19 protein-coding genes and 1 pseudogene are annotated in these 22434 nt (G+C 54.9%); 14 read left to right on the top strand and 6 right to left on the bottom strand.

Annotated features, from left to right (window positions below; genetic code table 11):
- Positions 1–139: 139 nt before the first annotated feature.
- The gene (locus tag NX778_RS12500; protein ID WP_258812067.1) at positions 140–1810 is read left to right on the top strand and encodes a methyl-accepting chemotaxis protein; all 1671 of its coding nucleotides are present in this window, start codon (positions 140–142) and stop codon (positions 1808–1810) included.
- 71 nt (positions 1811–1881) lie between these two features.
- Here the strand turns inward: NX778_RS12500 and NX778_RS12495 are convergent, their stop codons facing one another.
- Genes NX778_RS12495 through NX778_RS12485 form a run of 3 tightly spaced genes read right to left on the bottom strand, consistent with a single transcriptional unit; the run spans position 1882 to position 4580 of the window.
- The gene (locus NX778_RS12495; RefSeq protein ID WP_258812066.1) at positions 1882–2886 is read right to left on the bottom strand and encodes an aldo/keto reductase; all 1005 of its coding nucleotides are present in this window, start codon (positions 2884–2886) and stop codon (positions 1882–1884) included.
- On the bottom strand, positions 2883–3380 hold the full coding sequence (locus tag NX778_RS12490; RefSeq protein WP_258812065.1) for a MaoC family dehydratase: 498 nt from the start codon (positions 3378–3380) through the stop codon (positions 2883–2885). The genes NX778_RS12495 and NX778_RS12490 overlap by 4 nt, the downstream gene beginning before the upstream one ends.
- Before the next feature lie 15 nt (positions 3381–3395).
- Positions 3396–4580 carry a thiolase family protein gene (locus tag NX778_RS12485; protein WP_258812064.1) on the bottom strand — a complete coding sequence of 395 codons (1185 nt, stop codon included), beginning with the start codon at positions 4578–4580 and terminating at the stop codon, positions 3396–3398.
- Between the two features lie 116 nt (positions 4581–4696).
- Between NX778_RS12485 and NX778_RS12480 the strand changes: the two genes are divergently transcribed.
- Positions 4697–5152 carry a MarR family winged helix-turn-helix transcriptional regulator gene (locus NX778_RS12480; protein ID WP_258812063.1) on the top strand — a complete coding sequence of 152 codons (456 nt, stop codon included), beginning with the start codon at positions 4697–4699 and terminating at the stop codon, positions 5150–5152.
- A complete protein-coding gene (locus tag NX778_RS12475) occupies positions 5136–5339 on the top strand; it encodes a hypothetical protein (RefSeq protein WP_258812062.1) in 204 nt (67 codons plus the stop codon). Before NX778_RS12480 ends, NX778_RS12475 begins: the two co-directional genes overlap by 17 nt.
- Here the strand turns inward: NX778_RS12475 and NX778_RS12470 are convergent.
- Positions 5310–5888, bottom strand: a complete 579-nt coding sequence (locus NX778_RS12470) for a TetR/AcrR family transcriptional regulator (protein WP_258812061.1) — start codon at positions 5886–5888, stop codon at positions 5310–5312. The two genes, NX778_RS12475 and NX778_RS12470, sit on opposite strands and share 30 nt — an antisense overlap.
- A 128-nt stretch (positions 5889–6016) precedes the next feature.
- Here NX778_RS12470 and NX778_RS12465 point away from each other — a divergent pair, with 128 nt between their 5' ends.
- The 11 genes and pseudogenes from NX778_RS12465 to NX778_RS12415 all read left to right on the top strand — a co-directional run bounded on the left by NX778_RS12465 (position 6017) and on the right by NX778_RS12415 (position 19635).
- Positions 6017–6862: an alpha/beta fold hydrolase gene (locus NX778_RS12465; protein WP_258812060.1), complete on the top strand. Its 846-nt coding sequence runs from the start codon at positions 6017–6019 to the stop codon at positions 6860–6862.
- Positions 6863–6950: 88 nt separating this feature from the next.
- Positions 6951–8039 carry an alkene reductase gene (locus tag NX778_RS12460; RefSeq protein WP_258812059.1) on the top strand — a complete coding sequence of 363 codons (1089 nt, stop codon included), beginning with the start codon at positions 6951–6953 and terminating at the stop codon, positions 8037–8039.
- A 69-nt stretch (positions 8040–8108) separates the two neighbouring features.
- Positions 8109–8891 carry an SDR family NAD(P)-dependent oxidoreductase gene (locus NX778_RS12455; protein WP_258812058.1) on the top strand — a complete coding sequence of 261 codons (783 nt, stop codon included), beginning with the start codon at positions 8109–8111 and terminating at the stop codon, positions 8889–8891.
- A 65-nt stretch (positions 8892–8956) separates the two neighbouring features.
- Positions 8957–9820: an alpha/beta fold hydrolase gene (locus NX778_RS12450; RefSeq protein WP_370661330.1), complete on the top strand. Its 864-nt coding sequence runs from the start codon at positions 8957–8959 to the stop codon at positions 9818–9820.
- A 48-nt stretch (positions 9821–9868) separates the two neighbouring features.
- Complete coding sequence (locus NX778_RS12445) at positions 9869–10870, top strand: NADP-dependent oxidoreductase (RefSeq protein ID WP_258812057.1); 1002 nt, start codon at positions 9869–9871, stop codon at positions 10868–10870.
- A gap of 29 nt (positions 10871–10899) precedes the next feature.
- A pseudogene (locus NX778_RS12440) lies at positions 10900–11220 on the top strand (LysR family transcriptional regulator); the annotation flags it as partial.
- Between the two features lie 832 nt (positions 11221–12052).
- The gene (locus NX778_RS12435) at positions 12053–14545 is read left to right on the top strand and encodes a type I restriction-modification system subunit M (protein WP_258812056.1); all 2493 of its coding nucleotides are present in this window, start codon (positions 12053–12055) and stop codon (positions 14543–14545) included.
- A gap of 131 nt (positions 14546–14676) precedes the next feature.
- A complete protein-coding gene (locus NX778_RS12430) occupies positions 14677–15894 on the top strand; it encodes a restriction endonuclease subunit S (protein WP_258812055.1) in 1218 nt (405 codons plus the stop codon).
- A gap of 545 nt (positions 15895–16439) precedes the next feature.
- Positions 16440–17558: a DUF262 domain-containing protein gene (locus tag NX778_RS12425; protein ID WP_258812054.1), complete on the top strand. Its 1119-nt coding sequence runs from the start codon at positions 16440–16442 to the stop codon at positions 17556–17558.
- The gene (locus tag NX778_RS12420; RefSeq protein WP_258812053.1) at positions 17555–18664 is read left to right on the top strand and encodes an AAA family ATPase; all 1110 of its coding nucleotides are present in this window, start codon (positions 17555–17557) and stop codon (positions 18662–18664) included. Before NX778_RS12425 ends, NX778_RS12420 begins: the two co-directional genes overlap by 4 nt.
- Before the next feature lie 2 nt (positions 18665–18666).
- Positions 18667–19635 carry a hypothetical protein gene (locus tag NX778_RS12415; protein WP_258812052.1) on the top strand — a complete coding sequence of 323 codons (969 nt, stop codon included), beginning with the start codon at positions 18667–18669 and terminating at the stop codon, positions 19633–19635.
- 1374 nt (positions 19636–21009) lie between these two features.
- On the opposite strand, the gene NX778_RS12410 is transcribed toward NX778_RS12415, so the two are convergent.
- A complete protein-coding gene (locus tag NX778_RS12410; protein WP_258812051.1) occupies positions 21010–21822 on the bottom strand; it encodes a helix-turn-helix domain-containing protein in 813 nt (270 codons plus the stop codon).
- Complete coding sequence (locus tag NX778_RS12405) at positions 21819–22046, bottom strand: DNA-binding protein (RefSeq protein WP_258812050.1); 228 nt, start codon at positions 22044–22046, stop codon at positions 21819–21821. The genes NX778_RS12410 and NX778_RS12405 overlap by 4 nt, the downstream gene beginning before the upstream one ends.
- Between the last annotated feature and the right edge of the window lie 388 nt (positions 22047–22434).

Genomic DNA, 22434 nt, shown 5'->3' with positions numbered 1-22434 from the left:
TGCCAATGGCGTCACCGCTAATTGAAAGAGACAAGGGCGTCTCGTCGAATGCAGCAATGCATTTGGACGGGCGCCCTTTTGTTTTGTTTATCGGCGATGCACAACTCTGGTGCGTTTTCGGGAATGGGATGGAGCGAGGATGAATATAGCCAATATGAAAATCAGCGTCCGCTTGGCGACAGGCTTCGGGTTGCTCTTGATGCTGATGGTGGCCTTGATTGCGGCGGGGCTGGTTGGGATCGCCAACGTCGGAGGAATCACCAGCAGAATCGTCGAAAAAGACTGGGTGAGGGCGCAAGCTGCCAGCACCATCGACACCAACACGCGTGCAAACGCCCGCAACGTGATGGAGCTATTTCTGACGACGGATAAAGCGCGCATCGCCGATATCCACGAACGGATCGAAGCCAACAAAAAAATCATTACCGAGGCGATCCAGACGCTGAGCAAACTCGATAATTCGCCCGAAGGGAAGGCATTGGTCGAGAAGGTCCGGGACAATCGCGTCCGGTATGTCGCGTCCTTCAGCAAAGTGGACAAACTCATCGAGCAGAATCGGGACGAAGCCACTTCCATGATGCTGCTCGAGACACTTCCAACCCTCGGCACGCTGCAGGAATCCGTGAAGGAATTGTCGCAACTGCAGAATCAGGCGGTTGAATCCAGTGGAGCGGAAGCGCTGAGCGATATTCGTTCCTCTCGTGCTTTGATGATCGCGCTGGGATTGGTCACGGTATTCATCGGCATTGCTCTCGCCTATTGGATAACGAGATCGATTACCGGTCCGATGGGCGAGGCAGTGAAAGTCGCGCAGTCAGTGGCAGCCGGCGATCTGACCCGTCGCATCGAAGTCAAAACGACCGACGAGACTGGCCAGTTGCTGCAGGCGCTGAAAGAAATGAGCGGCAGCTTGCAAAACATCGTTGTACAAGTTCGCTCCGGTACCGATGCCATTGCCGCTTCCTCTGGCCAGATCGCCGCTGGCAATCTCGATTTGTCCTCACGCACCGACGAGCAGGCCAGCTCTCTGGAAGAAACCGCCGCATCCATGGACGAGCTGACCAAAGCCGTGAGAAAAAATGCAGACAATGCGCGGCAGGCTAACCAGATGACCTTATCGGCGTCTGAAGTTGCGGTTCAGGGCGGCGCTGTGGTTTCGCAAGTGGTCACCATGATGGGCTCGATCAATGCATCGTCGCGGAAGGTCGTCGACATCATCGGCGTGATCGATGGCATCGCTTTCCAGACCAATATCCTGGCGCTGAACGCTGCGGTTGAGGCGGCGCGGGCGGGAGAGCAGGGGCGCGGCTTTGCGGTGGTCGCCACCGAAGTGCGCAACCTTGCGCAGCGCTCGGCTGTCGCGGCCAGGGAAATCAAGGCGCTGATTACCGATTCGGTCGAGCAAATCGAGGTGGGCGCGAAACTGGTCGACGAAGCCGGCGGCACGATGCAGGCAATCGTTGACAGCGTCAAACGCGTGACCGATATCATGGGAGAAATCACCGAAGCCGGCCAGGAACAAAGCGCAGGCATCGAACAGGTCAATCAGGCGATCATGCACATGGATCAGGTCACCCAGCAAAACGCGGCGCTGGTCGAGGAAGCCGCGGCGGCGTCCGCGTCGCTGCAGGATCAGGCCGGCGACCTGGCGCGGTTGGTCAGCGTATTCAAGCTGGATGGCAAGGTGACGTCGTCACCGAACAAGCTGAGTGCGGCACAGGAACCGATGCCGCGCGTACCGCAGATCACTATCGCCGCCGCCAAGCCATCGAGAGAGCTGATTCGGGACCGCGCCTTAGTGACGAGTTGAACCAGGGCAGAAAGCAAAAAGCAAAAAGCAAAAAGCAAAAAGCCCAGCTATGAAGGCTGGGCTGCATAGTGTCAAGCAACGACCCGATTGAAATCCTCGGCCCAGGGGACCGGCGACCGTGATGGTGCCGATGACACGAGGCTACTGACGGTGTCGAGGCGATGGAGTTGTTCGGCCGATAGCGCGACCGTCAGCGCACCGAGGTTGTCGCTCAGTTGGGCAGGCGAACGCGGGCCGATGATCGGTACGGCTCCATGCGTTCCGGCCCAGGCAATGGCCACTTGGCCTGCGGTGACGCCCAGCTCGCTTGCAACGGCCAGCACGGTGTCCAGGATCTGCGTGCGCTGCGCCGAGTTCTCCGGCTGGAAAACTCGTCCGCCAAAGCCCTCGGCCCGGCCCTTTTCTCCCTGCCGGTACTTGCCGGTCAACATGCCCCCGCCCAGCGGCGACCAGGTCACCACACCCAGATCCAAGGCGCGTGCTGCTGGAAACAGGTCGGCCTCGGGTTCACGGCGCACCAGGCTGTGCTCGAACTGTGCCGCCGCTATGGGAACCGCGCGGGTCAGTTCAGCGAGGGTGACCGCACGGGCCAGGCGCCAGGCAGGAAAATTCGACAAGCCTGCATAGAGGATCTTGCCCGCACACGCCAAATCCTCGAAGCCGCGGACGATTTCCTCGATGGGGGTAACACCGTCGGGATGGTGTGCCCAGTAGATGTCGATCCTGTCGGTCCTGAGGCGCTTGAGGCTCGCCTCCACGGAAGCCACCAGCGCTTTGCGGCTGTTGCCGGTGAGCAGCCGGTTCGCGTTCGGCACGGCACCGTTGCTGAACTTGGTGGCCAGCACGAAGTCCTCGCGCCGGCCCCGCAGCAGGGTGCCGAGCAGTTCTTCCGATTGACCGAACTGATAGACGTCCGCCGTGTCGATGAAGTTGCCGCCCGCCTCGGCATAGGAATTGAAGACGGCCTCTGCGGCATCAGGGTCGGCGCCATACCCCCAGCCCGTGCCGAAGTTACCCGTGCCCAATGCGACTTGCGACACACGCAGGCCGGTTTTACCAAAGACGGTGTATTTCATGCTTCGCTCCTTTGAGAAATATCGTGCTGCGCCTCACCCGACGACGCCGACCGGCACAGAACCACCACATTGCCGACGGAGATCTGCACGACCTCCCCGTCCTGATTCAGGGTGTTCGTTCGCACCTTGACCAGCCCTTGCTCGGGCCTGGACTTGGACTGCCGAACTTCCAACACCTCGCTTTCCACGCGCAACTCGTCGCCTGGCCGCGTCGGCTGCGGCCAGCGCACCTCGTCGAAGCCCGCGCCGACGATGCCGCCTGCGGGCCGGAATTCGCTGTCCACGAGCAGGCGCATGGTCACCGCTGCGGTATGCCAGCCGCTGGCGGCCAAGCCTCGAAATATCGAGGCGCTAGCGGCGCCTTCGTCGAGGTGAAAGGGTTGGGGATCGAACTCCGATGCGAATGCCTTGAGTCGGGCTTCCTCGATGCGGATGCGCGTGCGGCCACCGAAGCGCTGACCCGGTGTGAAGTCTTCCAGGTAGAGGATGGTCATGAGAACACTCGTTGATCAGAGCGCTTCGAGCGCCAGTGCGATGCCTTGGCCGCCACCGATGCACAGCGTCACCACCCCGCGCTTGAGGCCGTCACGACGCATCGAATGCAGCAAGCGCGTGGTCAGCACGGCACCCGTGGCGCCGATCGCATGGCCGTGGGCGATGGAGCCGCCTTCGACGTTAACAATGTCTTCCGGCAGGCCCATCTCGCGCAGACAGGCCAGCGCGATCGCGGCGAAAGCCTCGTTGATCTCGATGCGCTCGATGTCGCCGTGCTTCCACCCAGCTCGCTCCAGGGCGAGCTTGACTGCCGGCACGGGGCCGATGCCGAACAGGCCCGGCTCGACCGCAGCCACGCCCTGCGCGACCAGTCGCGCCCAAGGCCGCAGCTCATGCTTGTCGGCAAAGTCGCGTTCCGCGACGATCAGCGCGGCTGCGCCGCTGTTGAGTCCAGGCGCGTTGCCGGCGGTGATGCTGCCGTCCTTGCGGAAAGCAGGCTTGAGCTTGGACAGCGTTTCGATGGTCGTCTCCGGACGGTTGGCTTCGTCGCGGTCGAATCGCACCGGTCCCTTGCGGCCAGCCAGGTCGATCGCAACGATTTCCTCGTCGAACTTGCCTGCCGCTTGTGCTGCGCTGAAACGCTGCTGCGAGCGCGCTGCCCAACGATCCTGGTCTTCGCGGGTGATCCCATACCGGCTGACCAAATCTTCGGTATGCCAGCCCGAGTGCTGTCCGCTGAAGGCATCGTTGAGACCATCGCGCAGCAAGCTGTCCAGCATTGCCGCGTCGCCCATTCGATTACCCCAGCGCCCACTGGGCACTAGGTACGGGGCCTGATCCATGTTCTCCATGCCGCCAGCGATTGCCACCTTGGCGTACCCGGCGGCTACTTCCAGCGCAGCGCTGGCGATGGCCTGCGCTCCCGACCCGCAGACCCGGTTGACGGTCACTGCGGGCACCTGCGCCGGGAGGCCGCCGCCAATGGCGGCTTGACGTGCAGGGTTCATTTTGGCCCCTGCCTGGATCACCTGACCCAGCACCACGGTATCGACAGCCTCGGGAGGCAGGCCGGCACGCCGGCAGGTGTCGCGCACCACAGCCGCGCCCAGAGCGGTTGCAGGGGTGTCCTTCAACGCTCCGCCAAAGGTGCCGATTGGTGTGCGCACGGGCGCACAAAGGACGATTTCAGGCTTGCTCATGGGAACTCCTTGTCGTGAGAGCGGGTTGGTCGAAGATCAGACAGGTCGTGGTCGCATGCGCGTAGATTTCACTGGATACGATTGCATATACAACGTTTGCATATACAATATATCACATGAAGAACACCTCCAAACCGCAAGGGTGTACGAACCTGAAGCTGCGCCAGCTCACTCGCATGGTGACGCGCCACTACGACCGCTACGTCAGCGAAACGGGACTGAAGAACACGCAGTACGCGCTGCTGTCATATGTCGTCGGGCTTGGGCCGATCCGTCCCGGCGACCTGGCCAAACGCATGCAGATGGATGCTTCGACGTTGACGCGCAACATGCAGCCTCTGGTGGCTCATGGATGGCTGAGGATTGGCGCGGGCAGCGATGCGCGCAGCCGTCTCGTCGATGCGACCGAGGCCGGTCAAGCAAAGCGAGCCGAGGGGCAGCGTGCCTGGCAGGCAGCGCAAACTGCGCTGAATGAGCGCTTGGGGGTGGAGCGCGTGGCTGCCCTGCATGAGCTGCTGGATGCTTGTATCGAACGCCTCGATGAAGGAGGCGACGATGCAGCCGACGAGTAATGCGCCCGCGCTGTCGGTGAGCCTGGTCATCGGCGCTCGCTACATGTTCTTCGCGATGGCACCTGCCATCCTGCTGGACGGATTCGGATTCTCGCCGTTCGGGCTGGCGCTGTTCTTTCGCATCCACCGTCCGGTCCTGCGTGGGGCATCCAGGACGTTACCGTTTCGGCAGTGCCGACGCGTTTGACTGGATCGCCGTGCGGCAGGTCTCCAGGATTTCGTTGGCAAGCGGAGAGTCGTCGGGGCAGGACCGCGACAACACGAGCGCTCCGACAGCATGCGCGATCGCGTTGATGGTCTTGGCGCGCGCCTCCCGCGACATGGCTGCATCCTCGATGACATCGGGACTCAGCGCCGCGAGCAAACGCTCCAGTCCAGCGGCAAAAACCTCTCTGACGGGCTCTGGCTGACGCGCCGCATCTGCGCACAACGCCGCCATCGTGCAACCCTGACCAGGGGCATCACGGTGCTGCCTGGATAGGTACTGCTGCAAAAACGCGGCGAGGTCGGAGCCTTCGGTCATTGCCACCGTTTGCGAGAAACCGCAAGCGGCCGATTCCGCCATCAGGTCGGCCTTGGAGCCGAAATGCTTGTAGAAGCCCCCATGGGTGAAGCCCGCAGCGGCCATCAGGTCGGCAACGCCCACGCCGTCGTAGCCACGCTCACGAAAGAGCGCAGACGCCGTTTCGACGATGTGCGCCCGGTTCGCCTGTGCTTGTGCTTTGGTGACCTTCATATCGTTGACTGATTTTTCTCTGTGCTAGGAGCTAACACTATACATTGATGTCGATCACCATCAAAGTCTTGACAGGTTAGATTATGATCGTCATCATTAAGGGGACATCACTTGAAAGGATCTTGATCATGAGCAACACGCACCTGACCGCACCCACCCAGTTCGTGGAGGTCGATGGCGACCAATTCGCCTACCGCCGCTGGGGCAACGCCTCCCGCTCGCATCCGCCGCTGTTCTTCGTGCAGCACTTCCGTGGTGGCATGGATCACTGGGATCCGCTGTTGACCGATGGCCTCGCCGAAGGCCGCGAGGTCATCCTCTTCAACGGCCGCGGCATCGCCTCGTCGAGCGGCACCCCGCGCAACCGCATCGAGGACATGGCCGACGACATTGCGCGGGTGATCCAGGCGCTGGGTCTGTCGCAGGTGGATCTGCTGGGCTTCTCTCTCGGTGGCTTCCAGGTGCAGGAGGTGGCGCTGCGCCATCCGCAACTCGTGCGCAAGTTGCTGCTGCTGGGCACAGGGCTGCGCGGCGGCGATCCGAACATGGAGCCCAAGGTGCTCGAAGTCGCCCCCCGTCCGGTGCCCACGGCGGAAGATTTCCTCTACCTGTTCTTCGGGCGCTCGGAAGCCGCCAAGCAGGCTGGACTGGCTTTCTGGGAGCGCCGCCACCAGCGCGCCGATCAAGACCCACCCAGTTCCGCTGCGGTCGCCCAGGCACAGGCCGAAGCCCATGCCGCCTACCTGACGCCGCTGGCTGCTGAGAACCCCTACGCCTACCTGAATGCCATCCAGCAGCCCACGCTGGTGCTCAACGGGGTCAAGGACGTGATGATTCCGACGATCAACTCCTGGCACTTGGCGCAGAACATCCCCAACGCTCAGTTGCTGATCTACCCGGACGCCGGCCACGGCGCGCAGTTCCAGTACCCCGGGCGCTTCCTCCAGCACGCCATCCAGTTCCTGGCGGAGTGACTGCGCGGGCGCAGCCATTGACCTTCTTCGGCGGCCGCATGCCGAGCATCGGCCGCACGTCCATCCATTCACGAGAACGAATACCAACATGAGCAAGAAAGCACTCTTCGAGCCGTACACACTGGGGCCTCTGACGCTCGCCAACCGCATTGTCATGGCGCCGCTGACCCGCAACCGTGCCGGTGCCGGCCTGGTGCCCAGCGAACTGGCCGCCATCTACTATGCCCAGCGCGCTTCTGCCGGCCTGATCATCACCGAGGCCACCCAGGTGTCGGCCCAGGCCCAGGGCTATCAGGACACTCCCGGTCTATACACGCCCGAGCAGATCGCCGGCTGGCGCCAAGTCACGGACGCTGTACATGCCAAGGGCGGGCGCATCGTCGTACAGCTCTGGCACGTGGGCCGCGTGTCGCACGTCGACGTCCAGCCGGGCAGTGCCGCGCCAGTCGCACCGTCGGCCATCCGTGCAGCGACCAAGACCTTCGTCCACAACCGCTTTGCCGACGTTTCCGAACCGCGCGCCCTCGAACTGAACGAGCTGCCGGGCATCGTGAACGACTTCCGCCAGGCTGCGGCAAACGCAATCGCCGCCGGCTTCGACGGCGTGGAGATCCACGGCGCCAATGGCTACCTGCTGGAGCAGTTCATCAAGGACGGGGCCAACCAGCGCACCGACGCCTACGGCGGTTCCATCGAGAACCGTGCCCGTCTGCTGCTGGAAGTCGTCGCCGCGGTAGCGAAGGAGATCGGCGCCGATCGCACCGGCGTGCGCATCTCGCCCGTGTCGCCGGCCAACGGCATCTTCAGCAGCGATCCGCAGCCGCAGTACGACTACATAGCCGAACAGCTCAACACGCTGGGCATCGTCTATCTGCATGTGGTCGAGGGTGCGACAGGCGGCCCGCGCGACGTGGCATCATTCGACTACGACGCGCTGCGCCGCCGCTTCAAGCAGACCTACCTCGCCAACAACGGCTACGACCTGGAATTCGCCGCCGCCCAGCTTGATGCGGGCAAGGCTGACCTGTTTGCCTTCGGCCGGCAGTTCATCAGCAACCCTGACCTGGTCGAACGGTTGAAGAGCGGCGCGCCGCTGGCACAGCTCAACCCGGCCACGCTCTACGGCGGCGGTGCGGCGGGCTACACCGACTACCCCACGCTGGCCGAGGCCAGGTAAGCAAACAGGCGCCGGGCCGAACGCTATGTCGTTGCGGCCCGGCGTCCCTGATCTACGGAGAACACTCACATGACCACTCACTCCAGCGCCCTGATTACCGGCGCTTCGACCGGCATCGGCGCAACCTATGCCGAGCGCCTCGCGCAGCGCGGCCACGATCTTGTTCTGGTCGCCCGCGACGAGGCGCGTCTGGACGCACTCGCGCAGCGCCTGCGCGGCGAACACAAGGTTGCCATCGACGTGCTGCCAGCCGATCTGACGAGGCAGGCCCACCTGGCTGCCGTCGAAACCCGACTGCGTGACGATGCCAGCATCAACATCCTGATCAACAACGCCGGCGTGGCCCAGGCGGGGGGGTTTGTAGAGCAGACGGCAGATAGCATCGAACGCCTGGTCATGCTCAACACCACCGCGCTGACCCGGCTTGCCGCTGCCGCTGCTCCGCGCTTCGTACAGGCGGGCGCCGGCTCGATCGTCAACATCGGTTCCGTAGTCGGCTTCGCTCCCGAGTTCGGCATGTCGATCTATGGCGCCACCAAGGCTTATGTGCTGTTCCTGTCACAGGGGCTGAATCACGAACTGTCGTCCAAAGGCGTGTATGTGCAAGCGGTGCTACCGGCGGCCACCCGCACCGAGATATGGGAGCGCGCCGGTATCGACGTCAACACGCTGACCGACGTGATGGAAGTCGGCGAACTGGTCGATGCGGCATTGGTCGGTTTCGACCGCCGCGAACTGGTCACGATCCCGCCGCTGCACATGGCCGAGCGCTGGACTGCGTTGGACGGTGCGCGTCAAGGGCTGCTTTCGGACATTCGACAAGCACATGTGGCCGAGCGTTACCGGGCATAGTCCTGACCGCTGCCGTGCAGTCATGGACTTTCACGCGCGAAGGCCGATTCCAAGGAATCAAAAAAATGAGCAGTTTCAACCCAACCCCGCAGTCGGCAATGCCCTATGCCAAAGCACAGACCCATCTGATCAAGGCAGATGGCACCACGTTCGCTTACCGCGAACTGGGTATGCAGGACGGCATTCCTTTGGTGCTGCTCAATCACTGGGGCGCTGTGCTCGATAACTTCGATCCGCGCATCGTGGATGGCTTGGCCCGCAAGCACCGCGTCATTGCCATCGACTACCGGGGAATCGGTGCCTCTGGCGGCACCGCGCCGGTGACCGTGGGCGAGATGGCCAGCGACACCATCGCGCTCATCCGGGCGATGGGTTTCGAGCACGTCGATCTACTGGGCTTCTCGCTCGGCGGTTTCGTGGCGCAGGACGTGGTGTTGAAAGCGCCGAACCTCGTGCGCAAGCTCATCCTCACGGGCACAGGCCCGGCAGGCGGCTCGGGCATCGACCGCGTGGGCGCCGTGTCCTGGCCGCTGATGCTCAAGGGCCTGCTGACGCTGCGCGATCCCAAGTCCTATCTGTTCTTCACCTCGACGGCGAACGGTCGGCAGGCAGCGAGCGCGTTTCTGAAGCGTCTGAAGGAACGCAAGGCCGACCGAGACAAGGGGCCAACACCTAGTGCATTCCTTCGCCAACTCAAGGCGATCAAGGACTGGGGACGGCAGGCGTCACAAGACCTATCCCGCCTGCGCCTGCCTGTCCTGATCGCCAATGGAGACAACGACATCATGGTGCCCTCCGCACTGAGCCGCGACATGGCGCGGCGGATTCCGAACGCGCGGCTCGTGATCTACGAAGACGCCGGGCATGGCGGCATCTTCCAGTACCACGAAGACTTCGTGGCGCAAGCCTTGGCCTTTCTTGCGCAATAACGCCACGTGCAACCGGCTCGAGCACTCAGAAAAAAGGAATGACCTTCTATGAAAGCCTTCACCATCGACCGCTACGGCAAGAAAGAAGTCGGCCGTATTGCCGAAGTACCGGAACCCGAATTACGGGATGACGATGTTCTGATCCAGATCCACGCGGCAAGCGTCAACCTGCTCGACGTCAAAATCAGGAACGGGGAGTTCAAGCCTATCCTGCCCTATCGCATGCCCCTGGTGCTGGGACACGACGTGGCCGGCACAGTCGTCAAGATCGGTCCGCGCGTGCGCAGGTTCAAATTGGGCGATGAAGTCTATGCGCGGCCGGACGATTTCCGGATCGGCACCTTCGCCGAATACATCGCCGTCAAGGAAGGGTCGCTGGCGCACAAGCCCGCCAACCTCAGCATGGAGGAAGCGGCCTCGATCCCGCTGGTCGCCCTGACGGCCTGGCAGCTGCTGGTCGAAACTGCCAAGCTCAAGAAGGGACAGAAGGTATTCATCCAGGCTGGCTCCGGCGGCGTGGGCACCATCGCCATCCAGTTGGCCAAGCATCTGGGCGCATTCGTCGCGACGACGACCAGCACCAGCAACGTTGAGTGGGTCAAGGCGTTGGGCGCGGATGTCGTCATCGACTACAAGAAGCAGGACTTCGCCACCGAGCTGCGCGACTACGACGTGGTGCTGAACAGCCTCGGCAGCGACGAACTGGAGAAATCGCTCCAAGTGCTCAAGCCGGGCGGCCACCTCATTTCCATCTCCGGCCCGCCCACGCCAGAGTTCGCGGCCGACCAGAAGCTCGCTTGGCCGCTCAAGCAGGTTCTACGCCTGTTGAGCCACGGCATCCGAAAAAAGGCAAAGCGGCGCGGCATCCAATACACCTTTGTCTTCATGCGGGCAAGCGGGAGTCAACTGGGTGAAATCAGTTCTCTGATTGAGTCCGGCGTCATCAAGCCAGCCGTGGATCGAATATTCCCATTTAACTCGGTAGCGGAGGCTTTGGCTTACGTTGAGACGGGGCGGGCGAAAGGCAAGGTGGTCATCAAAGTGAAGTGATGAAACCTAGTTGAACTGCGGAGGACAAAATGGAACTGAGGCATCTCCGGTGTTTTATTGCCGTTGCCGAAGAACTCAGCTTCGCTCGCGCTGCCGAGCGCCTGCACATTGACCAGTCGCCGCTGTCTCGCACTAACAAGGAGTTGGAGGAAGAACTCGGTTCGCGCCTATTCGTTCGCACCACCCGCCGCACGCAGTTGATCCGCGCGGGACGCCTGTTCCTGGAACACGTCCGACGTGTCTTCGTCGCATGGGATCAAGCCCGCGATAGCGTCAAGTCCGCTGCCAATGGTTGTCACGGACAGTTGCGCATCGCGCTGTCAGACGGCATCACACCATCGCGCCTACCGCTAGGGTATCGGTAGGGTATGGCCCACGGCCACCCATGTCGGGTGCGACGATATTACGCAGATCATCTTTTGTTGCGGGGCCACCTCTCTCGATAGTGGGAAGTCGCATTAGGAAGTCTGTAAGGAACTCTACGCGCCAGGCGGTTGGGATCGTGGCAATCTGCGAGTAGGTCTTCTCTCGCGAGGTCGTGGCCACGGCCATCCTAGCTGAGTTGTGGATGCAGAAAGACAAATGCCTTAGACCGACTAAGTCTAAGGCACTGTTTTCAAAGCTATTTTGTGGTGCCGGCTACCCGAATCGAACGGGTCACCTGATGATTACAAATTAGCTAAGAATTCAGTATGTCTTTGATTATTAGAAGAATTTTACCGTAATCGAGCGAAATGAAAAGTATTTTAATATCAGTAAGTTACCGTAAGTTGGCGGAAGAGGAAAGAACTGATGGATGTACTGAATGTGTAACTGAAGTATCAGGTCAGCGCATCGCAGCTGTTCGCGAAAAATACTATCTGGAACAGAGATCGGCATAGTTTCATAAAGGAAACTTTTGTCGTGAGGCAACTCAGTGGTTTTCTGAGGAAGTGGATCGAACTGTTCTTCGATGACCTAGCAAGCCACGCGCCAAAACCCTGAAGGTTGCTTAAAATACAACTATTGCATCCTTGACTACGTCTCTCTCTCTCAGATGTGCCATTGCTAGACGATTTCAGCTTGGCTTCGATGACGATAGGGTGGAAAATGACGCTCACTGTTGGGCTCCTTGATCAGTAGCAAATCGACTAGGAGCCTGTTAAGCGCCGTTGTGTGTATAGGCCTGAGTTAGTTCAAATAATGACCAAGAATCCCAAGAAGCCCTCCACCCTTCCATCTACACCGTTCCCAACCGAACCGGACACTCTGCATCAAGTCGGCAGTTGGCTTTGGATACCGCTCCGCAAAGAATGGCGAGATGTCAGTACAAAGCCTGAAGAGGTCGTACGTCAGAATTTTATACGTGTTTTAGTCGACCACTATGGTTACGATTTAGGGCAGATGGATCAAGAGCGTCGCACGCAACATGGCCATAAAAGTCCTCGTGCCGACATAGTCGTATGGCAATCCGTCGCTGATAAGAACGCTAAGCCGGTCAGGTCGCCAGTGCTCGTAGTCGAGTGCAAAACTGACAGTATTGAAATTCAACAAAGTGACTACTACCAAGGCGAGTCATACACTCGTGCCTCGGGCTGCGAGTTCTTTGTTGCCACCAATATCCGTCACACTTCAGTATTTCGGCTCTTACCAGGACTGCCAGGCGGCTTCGTGGCAATCAATGAGATACCGAAGGCCGCTGATTGGGGAGACGCCAAACGTCTAAAGGAAATCAAGGAATCATTACGTGCTTTTAGCCGCAAGGAATTCCAAGACCTCTTGTTTGTATGCCATAGCATCCTTCGGGATGTACACAAGATGGATCCTGGAAGAGCCTTCGACACCATCTCGAAGATCTTGTTTATCAAAATGTACGTCGAGCGTTCCGGTTTACATGGGACTTTTACAACGGATTACCTTGATAAACGGGCTGCATCGCGCATGCCCAATGACCCACAAGTTCATGATGGGTTATTTGAACTCACCAAGAATTTCTACAAGGCTGACGAGCTATTCACGGCTAACGATAAGCTTGACATCTCTGAAAGCACGTTCCGCCGTATCGTCAAAGAGTTGGAGCGTTTTGACCTTGCAAAGACTGGCGACGACATTAAGGGTTTGGCCTTCGAGCGTTTCCTCGGCACTACATTCCGCGGTGAACTTGGGCAGTATTTTACCCCGCGTCCCGTGGTTGAGTTCATGGTTGACCTCCTGAACCCTGCAGAAGGCGAACTGGTCTGTGATCCCGCATCTGGTTCCGGGGGCTTTCTCATTCGAACCTTTGAGCACGTTCGCGCGCTGATTATGGAGGATATAAAGGCGAAGAAAGACGCGGAGCGAGCACGTATAGAAGCTTTGAAACTTCATGAGGAAGAAGAAGAGCGGCAAATCGAGGAGGCGTTTGCCAAGCTCAATCTAGAATTGCTCCCTAGTGGACCCGACAACAAGCCGATTGATACTCGTGTAGGTCGTCTTGCGTGGAAATGCATCTATGGAACGGACGCAGAAGCCCGTGCAGCACGCACTGCCAAAATGAATATGGTAATGCATGGAGATGGGCATGGGGGTATCCACTATCATGACGGCCTAGTGGATATTAACGGTATATTTGACGGCCGGTTTGATGTAGTGCTTACGAATCCGCCCTTCGGCTCTAATGTTGGCAAAGATCAAAAGCTAGGGGGAAGCGAAGAAACCCGTATTCCGACTGACCCAACATATATCGCCGCATGCAAAGAGCGCTATGGAGAGACATGGGAAGAGAATCACAATCGTCTTTTACAGTTGGAAATTGAAGACACACCCATCCTCGACCTGTTTGACATTGGATACGGCAAGCCCAACCGACCGACTGAACTTATATTTGTCGAACGTTGCCTAAATCTTCTTAAGCCAGGTGGGCGCATGGGTATTGTGCTTCCAGACGGCAATTTGAATAATCCTTCGCTCGCTTGGCTGCGCCGTTATGCAGAAGGTCGGGCAAAGCTGATGGCTGTGGTTAGCCTGCCGGAAGAAACGTTCCGTTCTAGTGATGCGACGGTGAAGGCTTCGCTAGTATTCATGACAAAGTTTACTGAGGTTGAAGCAGCGGCTTGGGAATCTGCATGGGAAAAAGCTGAACAGGAATTTTACCCAGTATTTGATGAGCAGCGAAACGCGCTGCATGCTGCCTATGCGAAACGGATAGCAGCCTGCGACGACAAGGACATAGAAGAACTGTTGAGCAAACTGAGCAGTTTGGGCGTTACTAGGGTTCTGCCGACTTGGACACGTGGCGAGCCTCCTGCCTACCCTCGTGGTGTTGAGCCTACATTACAACCCAGGCCTATGTGGGAAGGCTCGGCGGCTGCCGAGAACAAAACGGCTGCGGCCCTACTTAAGCGCGAAGCTCAAGCCGCTTTAAATGTTGCTGCGAAAGCTGGTGAGGCATTGATGTCGCAGCTCAAGGTCAAGTACCGAGAAGTTGACTCTGCTCACACCGCAGCGCTCTGGGCCCGAGTTCGGGAGCTATTCGATTATCCAGTATTCGTGGGCGCACCCAAATCCGTCGGCATAACGTCCACAGGGGATACCGGCGACGGCGTGACCAACGACCTTCCCCAAGTTCTGGAGCAATTTCGTACCTTTGAAAAGTGGGTGACGGACGGTGCCGTTCAGGAGGCTATACCAAATTTTCCGGAGCCCTCCACTGCGTAATCCGGTGGTGGAGGGACATCGAACGTTGGATTGAAGATGGTGAAGTTTGGCACAAGAGCGCTTACGAAGAGCATCCATTAAGCGATTTTATCTGCCGTAAAATTGCTCCAGTTGACCGAGCAGCTACATCATTGGATGAGTTAAACGTTATAGCAAAAATAACGTTTGGCGGTGTCTTGCATGTTCGCACTGCTGAAGAGAAAAAAGGCTACAAAGGGCCTCTGTTCTATGCTCACCCCGGTGACTTGGTTATTTCGAAAATTCGAGTTGCTCAAGGATCGCTATGCGTCGTACCAGATCGCCTCGACCACTTAGCTGTCAGCGCAGAATATCCTGTTTACAACGTTGACCCTGCTAAGGTTTCTGCTGAATTTATACGGATGGTCATCAGAACCGATGCCTTTAAACATCGGGTTGGGCGATTGAGATCTGGCAACACAACGAAGGCTCGAGTCCGACCATCTGAATTTGAATCACTCACTATTCCGTTACCAGACGTGAGCGAGCAAAAAACTTTGCTCGATGGATACTACACTGCTTTAAATGACGCTGAAGTCCTCGAGACCGAAGCCGCAAAAATCGCGCAAGCCAGCCAACGTATTTTCGAAGACGAGCTCGGAATTGCTTCGCCTCCACCACTGCCTAATCGTCCAGTCTTCATTGCACGATTCAAAGATGTAGAGCGATGGAGTCATGAGGGTGTCTTGCGAGCAATAACACAGTCGGGCCACTCGATCGCAAAATGGCCAGTTATGGCACTAGATAGCTTAGTGGATGACCTCGAGAACGGATGGAGCCCAAAATGTCTCGACCATCCAGCTTCACCGAACAACTGGGGAGTGTTGAAAGTGGGAGCTGTATCTTACGGCTATTACGACGAGATGGAGAATAAGGAACTTCCCCCAAAATTAAAACCCTTACCTCATTACGAAGTAAAAGAAGGGGACGTAATCATTAGTCGTGCCAACGTAACAAGATACGTCGGCGCATGTGCATACGTTGAGAAAACACGTCCTAAACTGATGTTGTCCGATAAGCTCTTTCGGGTGATTTTCAAGGAAGATAGTCTCTTAGACGGTAGATTTCTAGCTGCTGTTATGAAGCTGCCGACAGTGCGAGAGCAAATCGAAACACAGTTGACTGGCACGTCGCCAACTATGAAAAATATCTCCAAACCATCCTTGCTCAGTCTGCGGTTTCCGGTGCCAGATATCGCAACTCAGCGTGACCTCATCGTAAAGCTCAACCAGGGTAGGCAAGAAGCTGAGATAAAGAACATGAAAGCGATTGAACTACGTCGCGTAGCTTGGGCCAAGTTCGAATCAGCTCTGTTTGAAACTACAGAATGAACGTATTCTGAGTGACAAAGTTATCGAAGAAAGCAAGAGCTTAGTCGACAGTTAGCTTTACACGGTTGGCAATGATGCCTCGAATTTACCAACCGTTAGAACGAAGGCAGAGAGTCCGCCTTAAGTTCATCTAGCCCAAGATTGTGACATGACAATATTATCGGATTGAGACCTGGGGAATGCACGCGAAGTCACCCTTCGGTCATGTTGCTAAGGAATAAAGCGAAGAAGGAAATTGATCGCAAACAGTGTATTTTAAAGAGAATGTCCGTTTGCGTATTGAACATGATGCATCTCTGGCTTGACGAAACAATCAGCTACATGCGATGTCTCGCCTCAGGAGCATTAAGGTGGGATCTCTTTTTGATCATTAGCAGAGGGCTCTTGGCGATGCAAAAAAATGGTGAGTCCAATTAAGCTAGGGAGTAGTGCGTTCCGCTTACCAGCTTATCTGTGCAAAAATGAACCGAAATTCAGGTAACTCGTTTATGTTTGATAAATAGAATGTGGGCGTTAAACTGAATATTCAGAAGACGGGATGAGTTATGAAACAAAACAATTTTGGGTCAGATGTCGAGGGAGTAGATGACGAATCGTCAGACGGGTGGGGCGATTATCCTCTTGATGCCGTTTTTGTCCGCACAGAGACGCGATCTGTAAGTGAAGTCGTCAAGCGCATACAAAATCAACGATATATTCTCGACCCAGAATTTCAAAGAGACTTTGTTTGGCCGGTTCCGAAACAATCAAAGTTGATTGAGAGTTGTGTTATGAGAATTCCGCTTCCCGTCTTTTATGTGGCAGAAGCAGCGGACGGAAGGATTATTGTCGTTGACGGACTGCAGCGCTTAACTACTTTATCTCGGTTCCTTTCTAATGATTTTCGCCTGACAGGGCTTGGAGGAAGCGGGACGGCCGTGCGTGCTAACGTGCTTGAGGGAAAGATATTTGGCGAACTGCCCCTGAATCTGCAAGAGAGAATTCTCGATACTCAATTAACGATGTATATTCTTGATGCCAAAGCACCTGAGCGAGCGAGATTGGATATATTTGAGCGAGTAAATAGCGGTGAGCCATTAACTAGGCAACAGATGCGAAATGCGCTTTACAACGGACCGGCTACGTTATGGCTGCGGGGCGCAGCAGAATCTGACGCGTTCCGCTCAGCGACAGGAGGTTCGCTTAACGCTAAAACTATGCGTGACCGTGAGGCGATTAACCGATTTTGCTCTTTTAAGCTTCTCGGATGGCAAAAGTACACAACCGGGGACATGGACAGCTTTTTGGCACAAGGGCTCAAGAGTCTTGACTCGATAGGTGAATTAAAGCGAAAACAGCTTCGAAGCTCTTTCGATAATGCGATGGCTTTAAATAGAAGACTGTTTAAAGACCATGCGTTTAGGAAGTCGCTGGCCTCTCAAAGCCTCGCAAGTGTTCGAAGCGTAATAAACATATCTCTATTTGAAGTGTGCGCTGTTCTCATGTCTGACTTTGAGGACAGCATTTCCGATTCGAACGAAATGGAGATTCGTAACGCTATTGTTGAATTAGTTCGAAATGAGCAATTCGCACGGGCAATCACATATTCAACCAACAGCACCGCTGCAGTACAATATAGGTTTGCTGCAATGGAAGAGAAACTGCAAGAGGTTATAAAAAAATGATTACGAGCTTAAGTGTCGAAAATTTCAAATGTTTTTCAAATTTGAAAATTAATTTCGGAAATCTAACTTTGCTCACGGGTGTTAATGCAGGTGGAAAATCGAGTGCAGTACAGCCGCTAGCGTTACTTACCCAATCGTTGAGGACTTCGTCTCTAAGAGAAAGAGTTGTGCTGAACGGACCACTTGTGAAACTAGGAACATTTGGCGATATATTGCCTGCAAACAGTTCGAACCCGTACGTTAGTTTCAGGATAACAAGCGACATAGAGGAAGTTAGCTGGATGCTGACTTCACGCTCTGGTGAGCGGCAATTAGAAATAGAAAATTTTCGTTCTCTCTGCCAACAAGATAAAGTTACAGAGGAGTCCAAATCCGTTGAAGGTACGTTAATTTCACTTTCATATTTGAGTTCCGTTCGAGAGGGAACCGCTGACTCTTTTCCCTTGCCCGAGCTCACTAAAGACGACGTGCCTGATGTAGGAGTTGATGGTCGTTTTGCTGCCTATTGGTACGAAAAGTGCGCGGACGACGAGATATCTCCTTCGCGAACTCATCCTTCTGAGACCGCGACTTCACTTCGTAAGCAGATGGATGCTTGGTTCTCGACTCTTTTCCCAGGCGCGGGGACAAACGCTCAACTTGTATCCACAGTTTTATTGGCAAGTTTGCAGTTTCGCACAGCAGAATTTGGTGAATGGCGTAGACCTGCAAACGTGGGCTATGGTTACACATATGCCTTCCCAATTCTAGTTGCGTTACTGACTGCTCGAGATGGACAAGTAGTGATAATTGACAGTCCAGAAGCTCATCTTCATCCTTTTGCGCAGTCGCAGATGGGTAGGTTAATTGCTCATATGTCTGCGGCCGGTGTACAAGTCATAGTTGAAACGCACAGCGACCATTTTTTGAATGGCGTCCGACTTGCGGTAAAAGAAGGGATACTACCCCCGGAAAACCTACGCATTCACTTCTTTTCAGGGCCGTCTGAGAACGATCATGGCGTTCGAGCTTTGAATGTTGATAACGCTGGAAACATCGATAGTTGGCCGAATGGGTTTTTTGATCAGTCGGAAAAGGATTTGGCTAAGCTTTCCGGGTGGTTTTGACAATGCGGATCTACCTCAATGATTCGTCACTTCAAGGGCAGTTTGAAAATGCAGCGAATTTTCTAGAGATCCTTCAAGGGTTTCTTGAAATTCGGGCACGCTATAACGTTTTGAGAGAATCTTTTTTTGTTGTGAAGTGTTTTGCGGATCGGCCGGTAAATGACCGTGAAACGGTCCGGCAAGCAATTGCATCAGCGAGCCGCGATCAACGAGCAGCAATATTTGCGTGGCTAGGGAAGGCCGGACCGTTTGTAGAGGATAGTAGACAACCTGAGGAACAAGATTATTTTGAATGTTTCGGTGTCGACGTAACAGATGGTGGTCTAGGAGAGGTAGGGCGACGGGTAAAGGCACAGTTAGATGGGCAGTCATTCAGTTTTTCCGGTGGTACTGTCAATTTCACCGTTACTCCTTTGCCAGTTGAGCATGGAATACCAGAGGATCGACTTGGTTCCTACAATGTAGAGAACTATTGGGATTTGGTCGAGTTGACGAATGCTGCACGCGCCCTAGCACCTGAAATCACTTCATGGCGAGAACTTATCATCGCGGCGCGTGAACGGTTCCCAAAGTTATGGATTCCTGATTCTGTTTTTGAAGATGCGCGTCTAGCACGTGAGCCTTTCGATGGTCCAATCCGCGATCGAACAATTGTTCTTCTTACTTATTTGAATGAATATATGGAAGGGCGGCAGGCTGATGGATCTGAAGGAGCTATTTCACGCAGTGTGGTCGAACGCTTTTTTACAGGCGATCGAGCGCTTTTTTCAGGTGAATCGGTAACAAACCAGCGAGACTTTGTGACCGAATTAAGCTTTGATGATCCAGAAAATCAAGGGCATAAAATATTTGCGCACTGGCACGGAAAGATTAGCCATCGATTTTTCAGAATGCATTTCGAATGGCCAGTTCCAAATGATGCATCACGTCTGAAAGTGCTTTATCTTGGGCCGAAACTGACGAAAAGCTAATTCATCTGATTGGACTGTAGTTCGACATTACTTTCATCGCAAGCCGGACTTTGATCTTCTGCGCTAAACAATTGAAGAACAATTTTAGGATCAAAAGTTTATAGCGCAGTCAACGCCTAGCTGCCATTTTTGTCAATGACAGTGAGTTACCTATTCGCAGTCGCTGCCAGCGTCTTTTATGCTGCCTGGGTGAGCGTTGGAAGAACTGATAGAGCTTATCTCACTAAGCGGCGAGCTGCTAGATTTTTGAGATCCATCATTAAATCTTGCAATTTCAGGCACTGTAAAATGTGTCTCAAATCCAATCCTAAGCAGTTCTTTAACTCGTCCATAAGGGCTGCCGAGCACTTTTGTGTTCTCGTCAATTTTCCCCACATATTTAAATTTTCGCATCATGTCCACCCATATGTATTTCGAATAACGCGCTGTGTTGGGTAACTATATCTCATTGAGTTGATGTTGATTTAGTAGAGGGAATTTCATGTCCGAGATAACTCTGCCGTACATTCTGGTACCTTGTACCTATCCTGCCCTAGTGCTCACCCGAGTCTTATCCTTAGAATTTCTAAGGGTCTTTCACCATTTCTTTGGGAAGAGCTGAGTACCAATGTCATGGCGGCACAGGACCAGAATGCCCACGCTTCGCTTCGACTACATCTTAGAATTTCTAAGACATCAAACTTAGAGTACGTACGCCGCTATCGACTCCTGGCAGTCGTACAAGCAATCAAAGTATTCTTCAACAGTATCCGAAGGCTAGCTCCAGCATGTATCTTTGAGGTTGTGTTGACTCTTTAGGGGCATTAGGAGGTTGTCGAAGGTCGTAAGACCAGTGCTCAGTGGCGCCTCTGCTGCGGCTGCCACCGATGCAAGAATCTGCTTTTCAAGACATACGACGCTGCCTTGTACGGTACTGCTTAACGCTGCCGCAGAACTTCATCCAATCTACGCATCTGTTCCTCGATCTTTAGGTTGGCTTCAGCCCTCTCGCGTCTGAGCTTCCAACGCCGCCAAGCAGCAATCGCTGCCAATAGCACAAGGGCAGCAGCAAGCACACCTTCTCCGAAGTAAGTTTGGACGAGGTAACAACCCAGCGCGAAGACCCAAATAAGGGATATCCAAAAAGGGTGGGTGAGTAATTCGTGGACCAGACATTTAACCTCTGTGCTTGTTGTTGCTTGCCTTTGCCCAAGCATACATGCATGGCGCTAGATAGAACCGTTCGCTTTACAAAAAAGCTTTGTCTGAACAGAAGGTAGGCGGATTTTGCTTCTTGTATCTCACGCAACGGTCCTGGGTAGTCTCGCCCATCCTAACGTGATGTAACACGTTAATAATTTGCAGATTTCGGTTCGTCGCCGGGAATAAATATGGTCAGTCATCGTGATCTTCCTTTGCTTTCGCGAGAACGGCCTTTGCGGTAGCAATGGCGGCGCGTGCAATCGCAATTGACGAAGATGAGGTCTCGGACGATACACGCTGATGAGTTATAGGCGGCTGAAATTGCTGACGCCTAGCTGCAACTGCTAAACCTCCCGTGGGCTCAAATTGCCCTTTCCGAGCTCGTTCAGCAACTGATCCGAGCCATTGAATTGGGGTTGTCTTGATTGCGCGTCGTTCCATTGTTGCCGAAAGTTCATCTAGGAGCGCTTGCGCTACCTCTTGGTCGATCCCAAGAACTATCGATCTGGCTGCCGTTCGTTCGTCCGTCGTGAGGGCCGGAGGAAAATGCAGTGAGCCACTGACTTCTGTACGCACATCTAGTGGTGGTTGTTCTGAAGATTTATATTTTGGTTCAAGGGGCGACATTATATTGTCACCCCCGTCTCTGACATCAAATGTCACCCCCGTCCCTGACAACCTGTCATCGTCGATTCGCATAATGGTAGGGGACGCTGACAATTTGTCATGGTAGGCTTTGTTGTCGAGTTGCAATTTATAGCCATTCGATTTCTGACGACCAGTCGCCGAGAATCTGCTAGTGACAATTAATAGGCCCTTAACAGTGAACTCTTGGATTGCTCGCTGAACTGTACGAGTCGAGACGCTGCATTGCCATGCGACCCGACGGATACTTGGCCAGCAAATACCGTCGTCGTCTGCCGCGTGAGCAAGCGCGATCATTATAAATTTTAGTGTAGGTGAAAGCTGCAAGCCCCAAGCCCAATCGGTTGCTTTATGGCTCATGACGGCGCGTGAGAATTGTCGAGAATCTTGGCTAAAACGCTGGCTTTGAAAAGAATCCGCCGACCAATTTTCACTTTGGCGGGTAACAATTGGCGAGCCAGATCAGTATTTCCGCTTAGCGCAACCCGAACACTATCAGCACTCTTTCTCTTAAGAAGTTCAGCGACTTGTGCTAAGTCGAGCAAAACCCCGAAACGCTCAACCAACATATCTTCAGTTGTCATGTGAAACCTTGCGTAATTAAACTGGAAGCAGTTTAATCTGACTAAAGTTTCGTAATCAACTAAGTGTTAGTGCAAGAATTTGCTAATCTATTGATTTTGCTGAGGAAATCTATGAATTTTGTCTTCGAGGTTAGTGAGTTCTGAGGTCGATAATCTGCGCATTTGAAATCGAAATATCATGTTTTTGTAAGCGATCTTAATCGGTTTTGCCTTATGAGAACTATATTGCTTTATAAGAATCAATCAGTTACGTAGCTCTTCGGGTGAAATGACTGGTTCTTGCTTAGAAGTGCGGCATACTAAGCTGACATTTTTTTCGAGATGTTGCGAGGGCGCAACAACGCTTTGAGCGCAACTCGGGATCTATTGTTTAGGTGTTAGCGCATCA

The organism is Massilia terrae, assembly GCF_024753145.1.
Taxonomy (GTDB): domain Bacteria; phylum Pseudomonadota; class Gammaproteobacteria; order Burkholderiales; family Burkholderiaceae_D; genus Telluria; species Telluria terrae.
The sequence above is the reverse complement of the archived record's forward strand: the minus strand, read 5'-3'. Positions and strand labels throughout refer to the sequence as shown.

Excerpts from the sequence above, each read along its gene's own strand:
- NX778_RS12455 (WP_258812058.1), top strand. The coding sequence starts at position 8,109 with ATGACCACTCACTCCAGCGCCCTGATTACCGGCGCTTCGACCGGCATC.
- NX778_RS12420 (WP_258812053.1), top strand. The coding sequence starts at position 17,555 with ATGATTACGAGCTTAAGTGTCGAAAATTTCAAATGTTTTTCAAATTTG.
- NX778_RS12490 (WP_258812065.1), bottom strand. The coding sequence starts at position 3,380 with ATGACCATCCTCTACCTGGAAGACTTCACACCGGGTCAGCGCTTCGGT.
- NX778_RS12435 (WP_258812056.1), top strand. The coding sequence starts at position 12,053 with ATGACCAAGAATCCCAAGAAGCCCTCCACCCTTCCATCTACACCGTTC.
- NX778_RS12475 (WP_258812062.1), top strand. The coding sequence starts at position 5,136 with ATGCAGCCGACGAGTAATGCGCCCGCGCTGTCGGTGAGCCTGGTCATC.
- NX778_RS12495 (WP_258812066.1), bottom strand. The coding sequence starts at position 2,886 with ATGAAATACACCGTCTTTGGTAAAACCGGCCTGCGTGTGTCGCAAGTC.
- NX778_RS12425 (WP_258812054.1), top strand. The coding sequence starts at position 16,440 with ATGAAACAAAACAATTTTGGGTCAGATGTCGAGGGAGTAGATGACGAA.
- NX778_RS12465 (WP_258812060.1), top strand. The coding sequence starts at position 6,017 with ATGAGCAACACGCACCTGACCGCACCCACCCAGTTCGTGGAGGTCGAT.
- NX778_RS12480 (WP_258812063.1), top strand. The coding sequence starts at position 4,697 with ATGAAGAACACCTCCAAACCGCAAGGGTGTACGAACCTGAAGCTGCGC.
- NX778_RS12410 (WP_258812051.1), bottom strand. The coding sequence starts at position 21,822 with ATGAGCCATAAAGCAACCGATTGGGCTTGGGGCTTGCAGCTTTCACCT.
- NX778_RS12415 (WP_258812052.1), top strand. The coding sequence starts at position 18,667 with ATGCGGATCTACCTCAATGATTCGTCACTTCAAGGGCAGTTTGAAAAT.
- NX778_RS12450 (WP_370661330.1), top strand. The coding sequence starts at position 8,957 with ATGAGCAGTTTCAACCCAACCCCGCAGTCGGCAATGCCCTATGCCAAA.
- NX778_RS12405 (WP_258812050.1), bottom strand. The coding sequence starts at position 22,046 with ATGACAACTGAAGATATGTTGGTTGAGCGTTTCGGGGTTTTGCTCGAC.
- NX778_RS12485 (WP_258812064.1), bottom strand. The coding sequence starts at position 4,580 with ATGAGCAAGCCTGAAATCGTCCTTTGTGCGCCCGTGCGCACACCAATC.
- NX778_RS12445 (WP_258812057.1), top strand. The coding sequence starts at position 9,869 with ATGAAAGCCTTCACCATCGACCGCTACGGCAAGAAAGAAGTCGGCCGT.
- NX778_RS12460 (WP_258812059.1), top strand. The coding sequence starts at position 6,951 with ATGAGCAAGAAAGCACTCTTCGAGCCGTACACACTGGGGCCTCTGACG.
- NX778_RS12500 (WP_258812067.1), top strand. The coding sequence starts at position 140 with ATGAATATAGCCAATATGAAAATCAGCGTCCGCTTGGCGACAGGCTTC.
- NX778_RS12470 (WP_258812061.1), bottom strand. The coding sequence starts at position 5,888 with ATGAAGGTCACCAAAGCACAAGCACAGGCGAACCGGGCGCACATCGTC.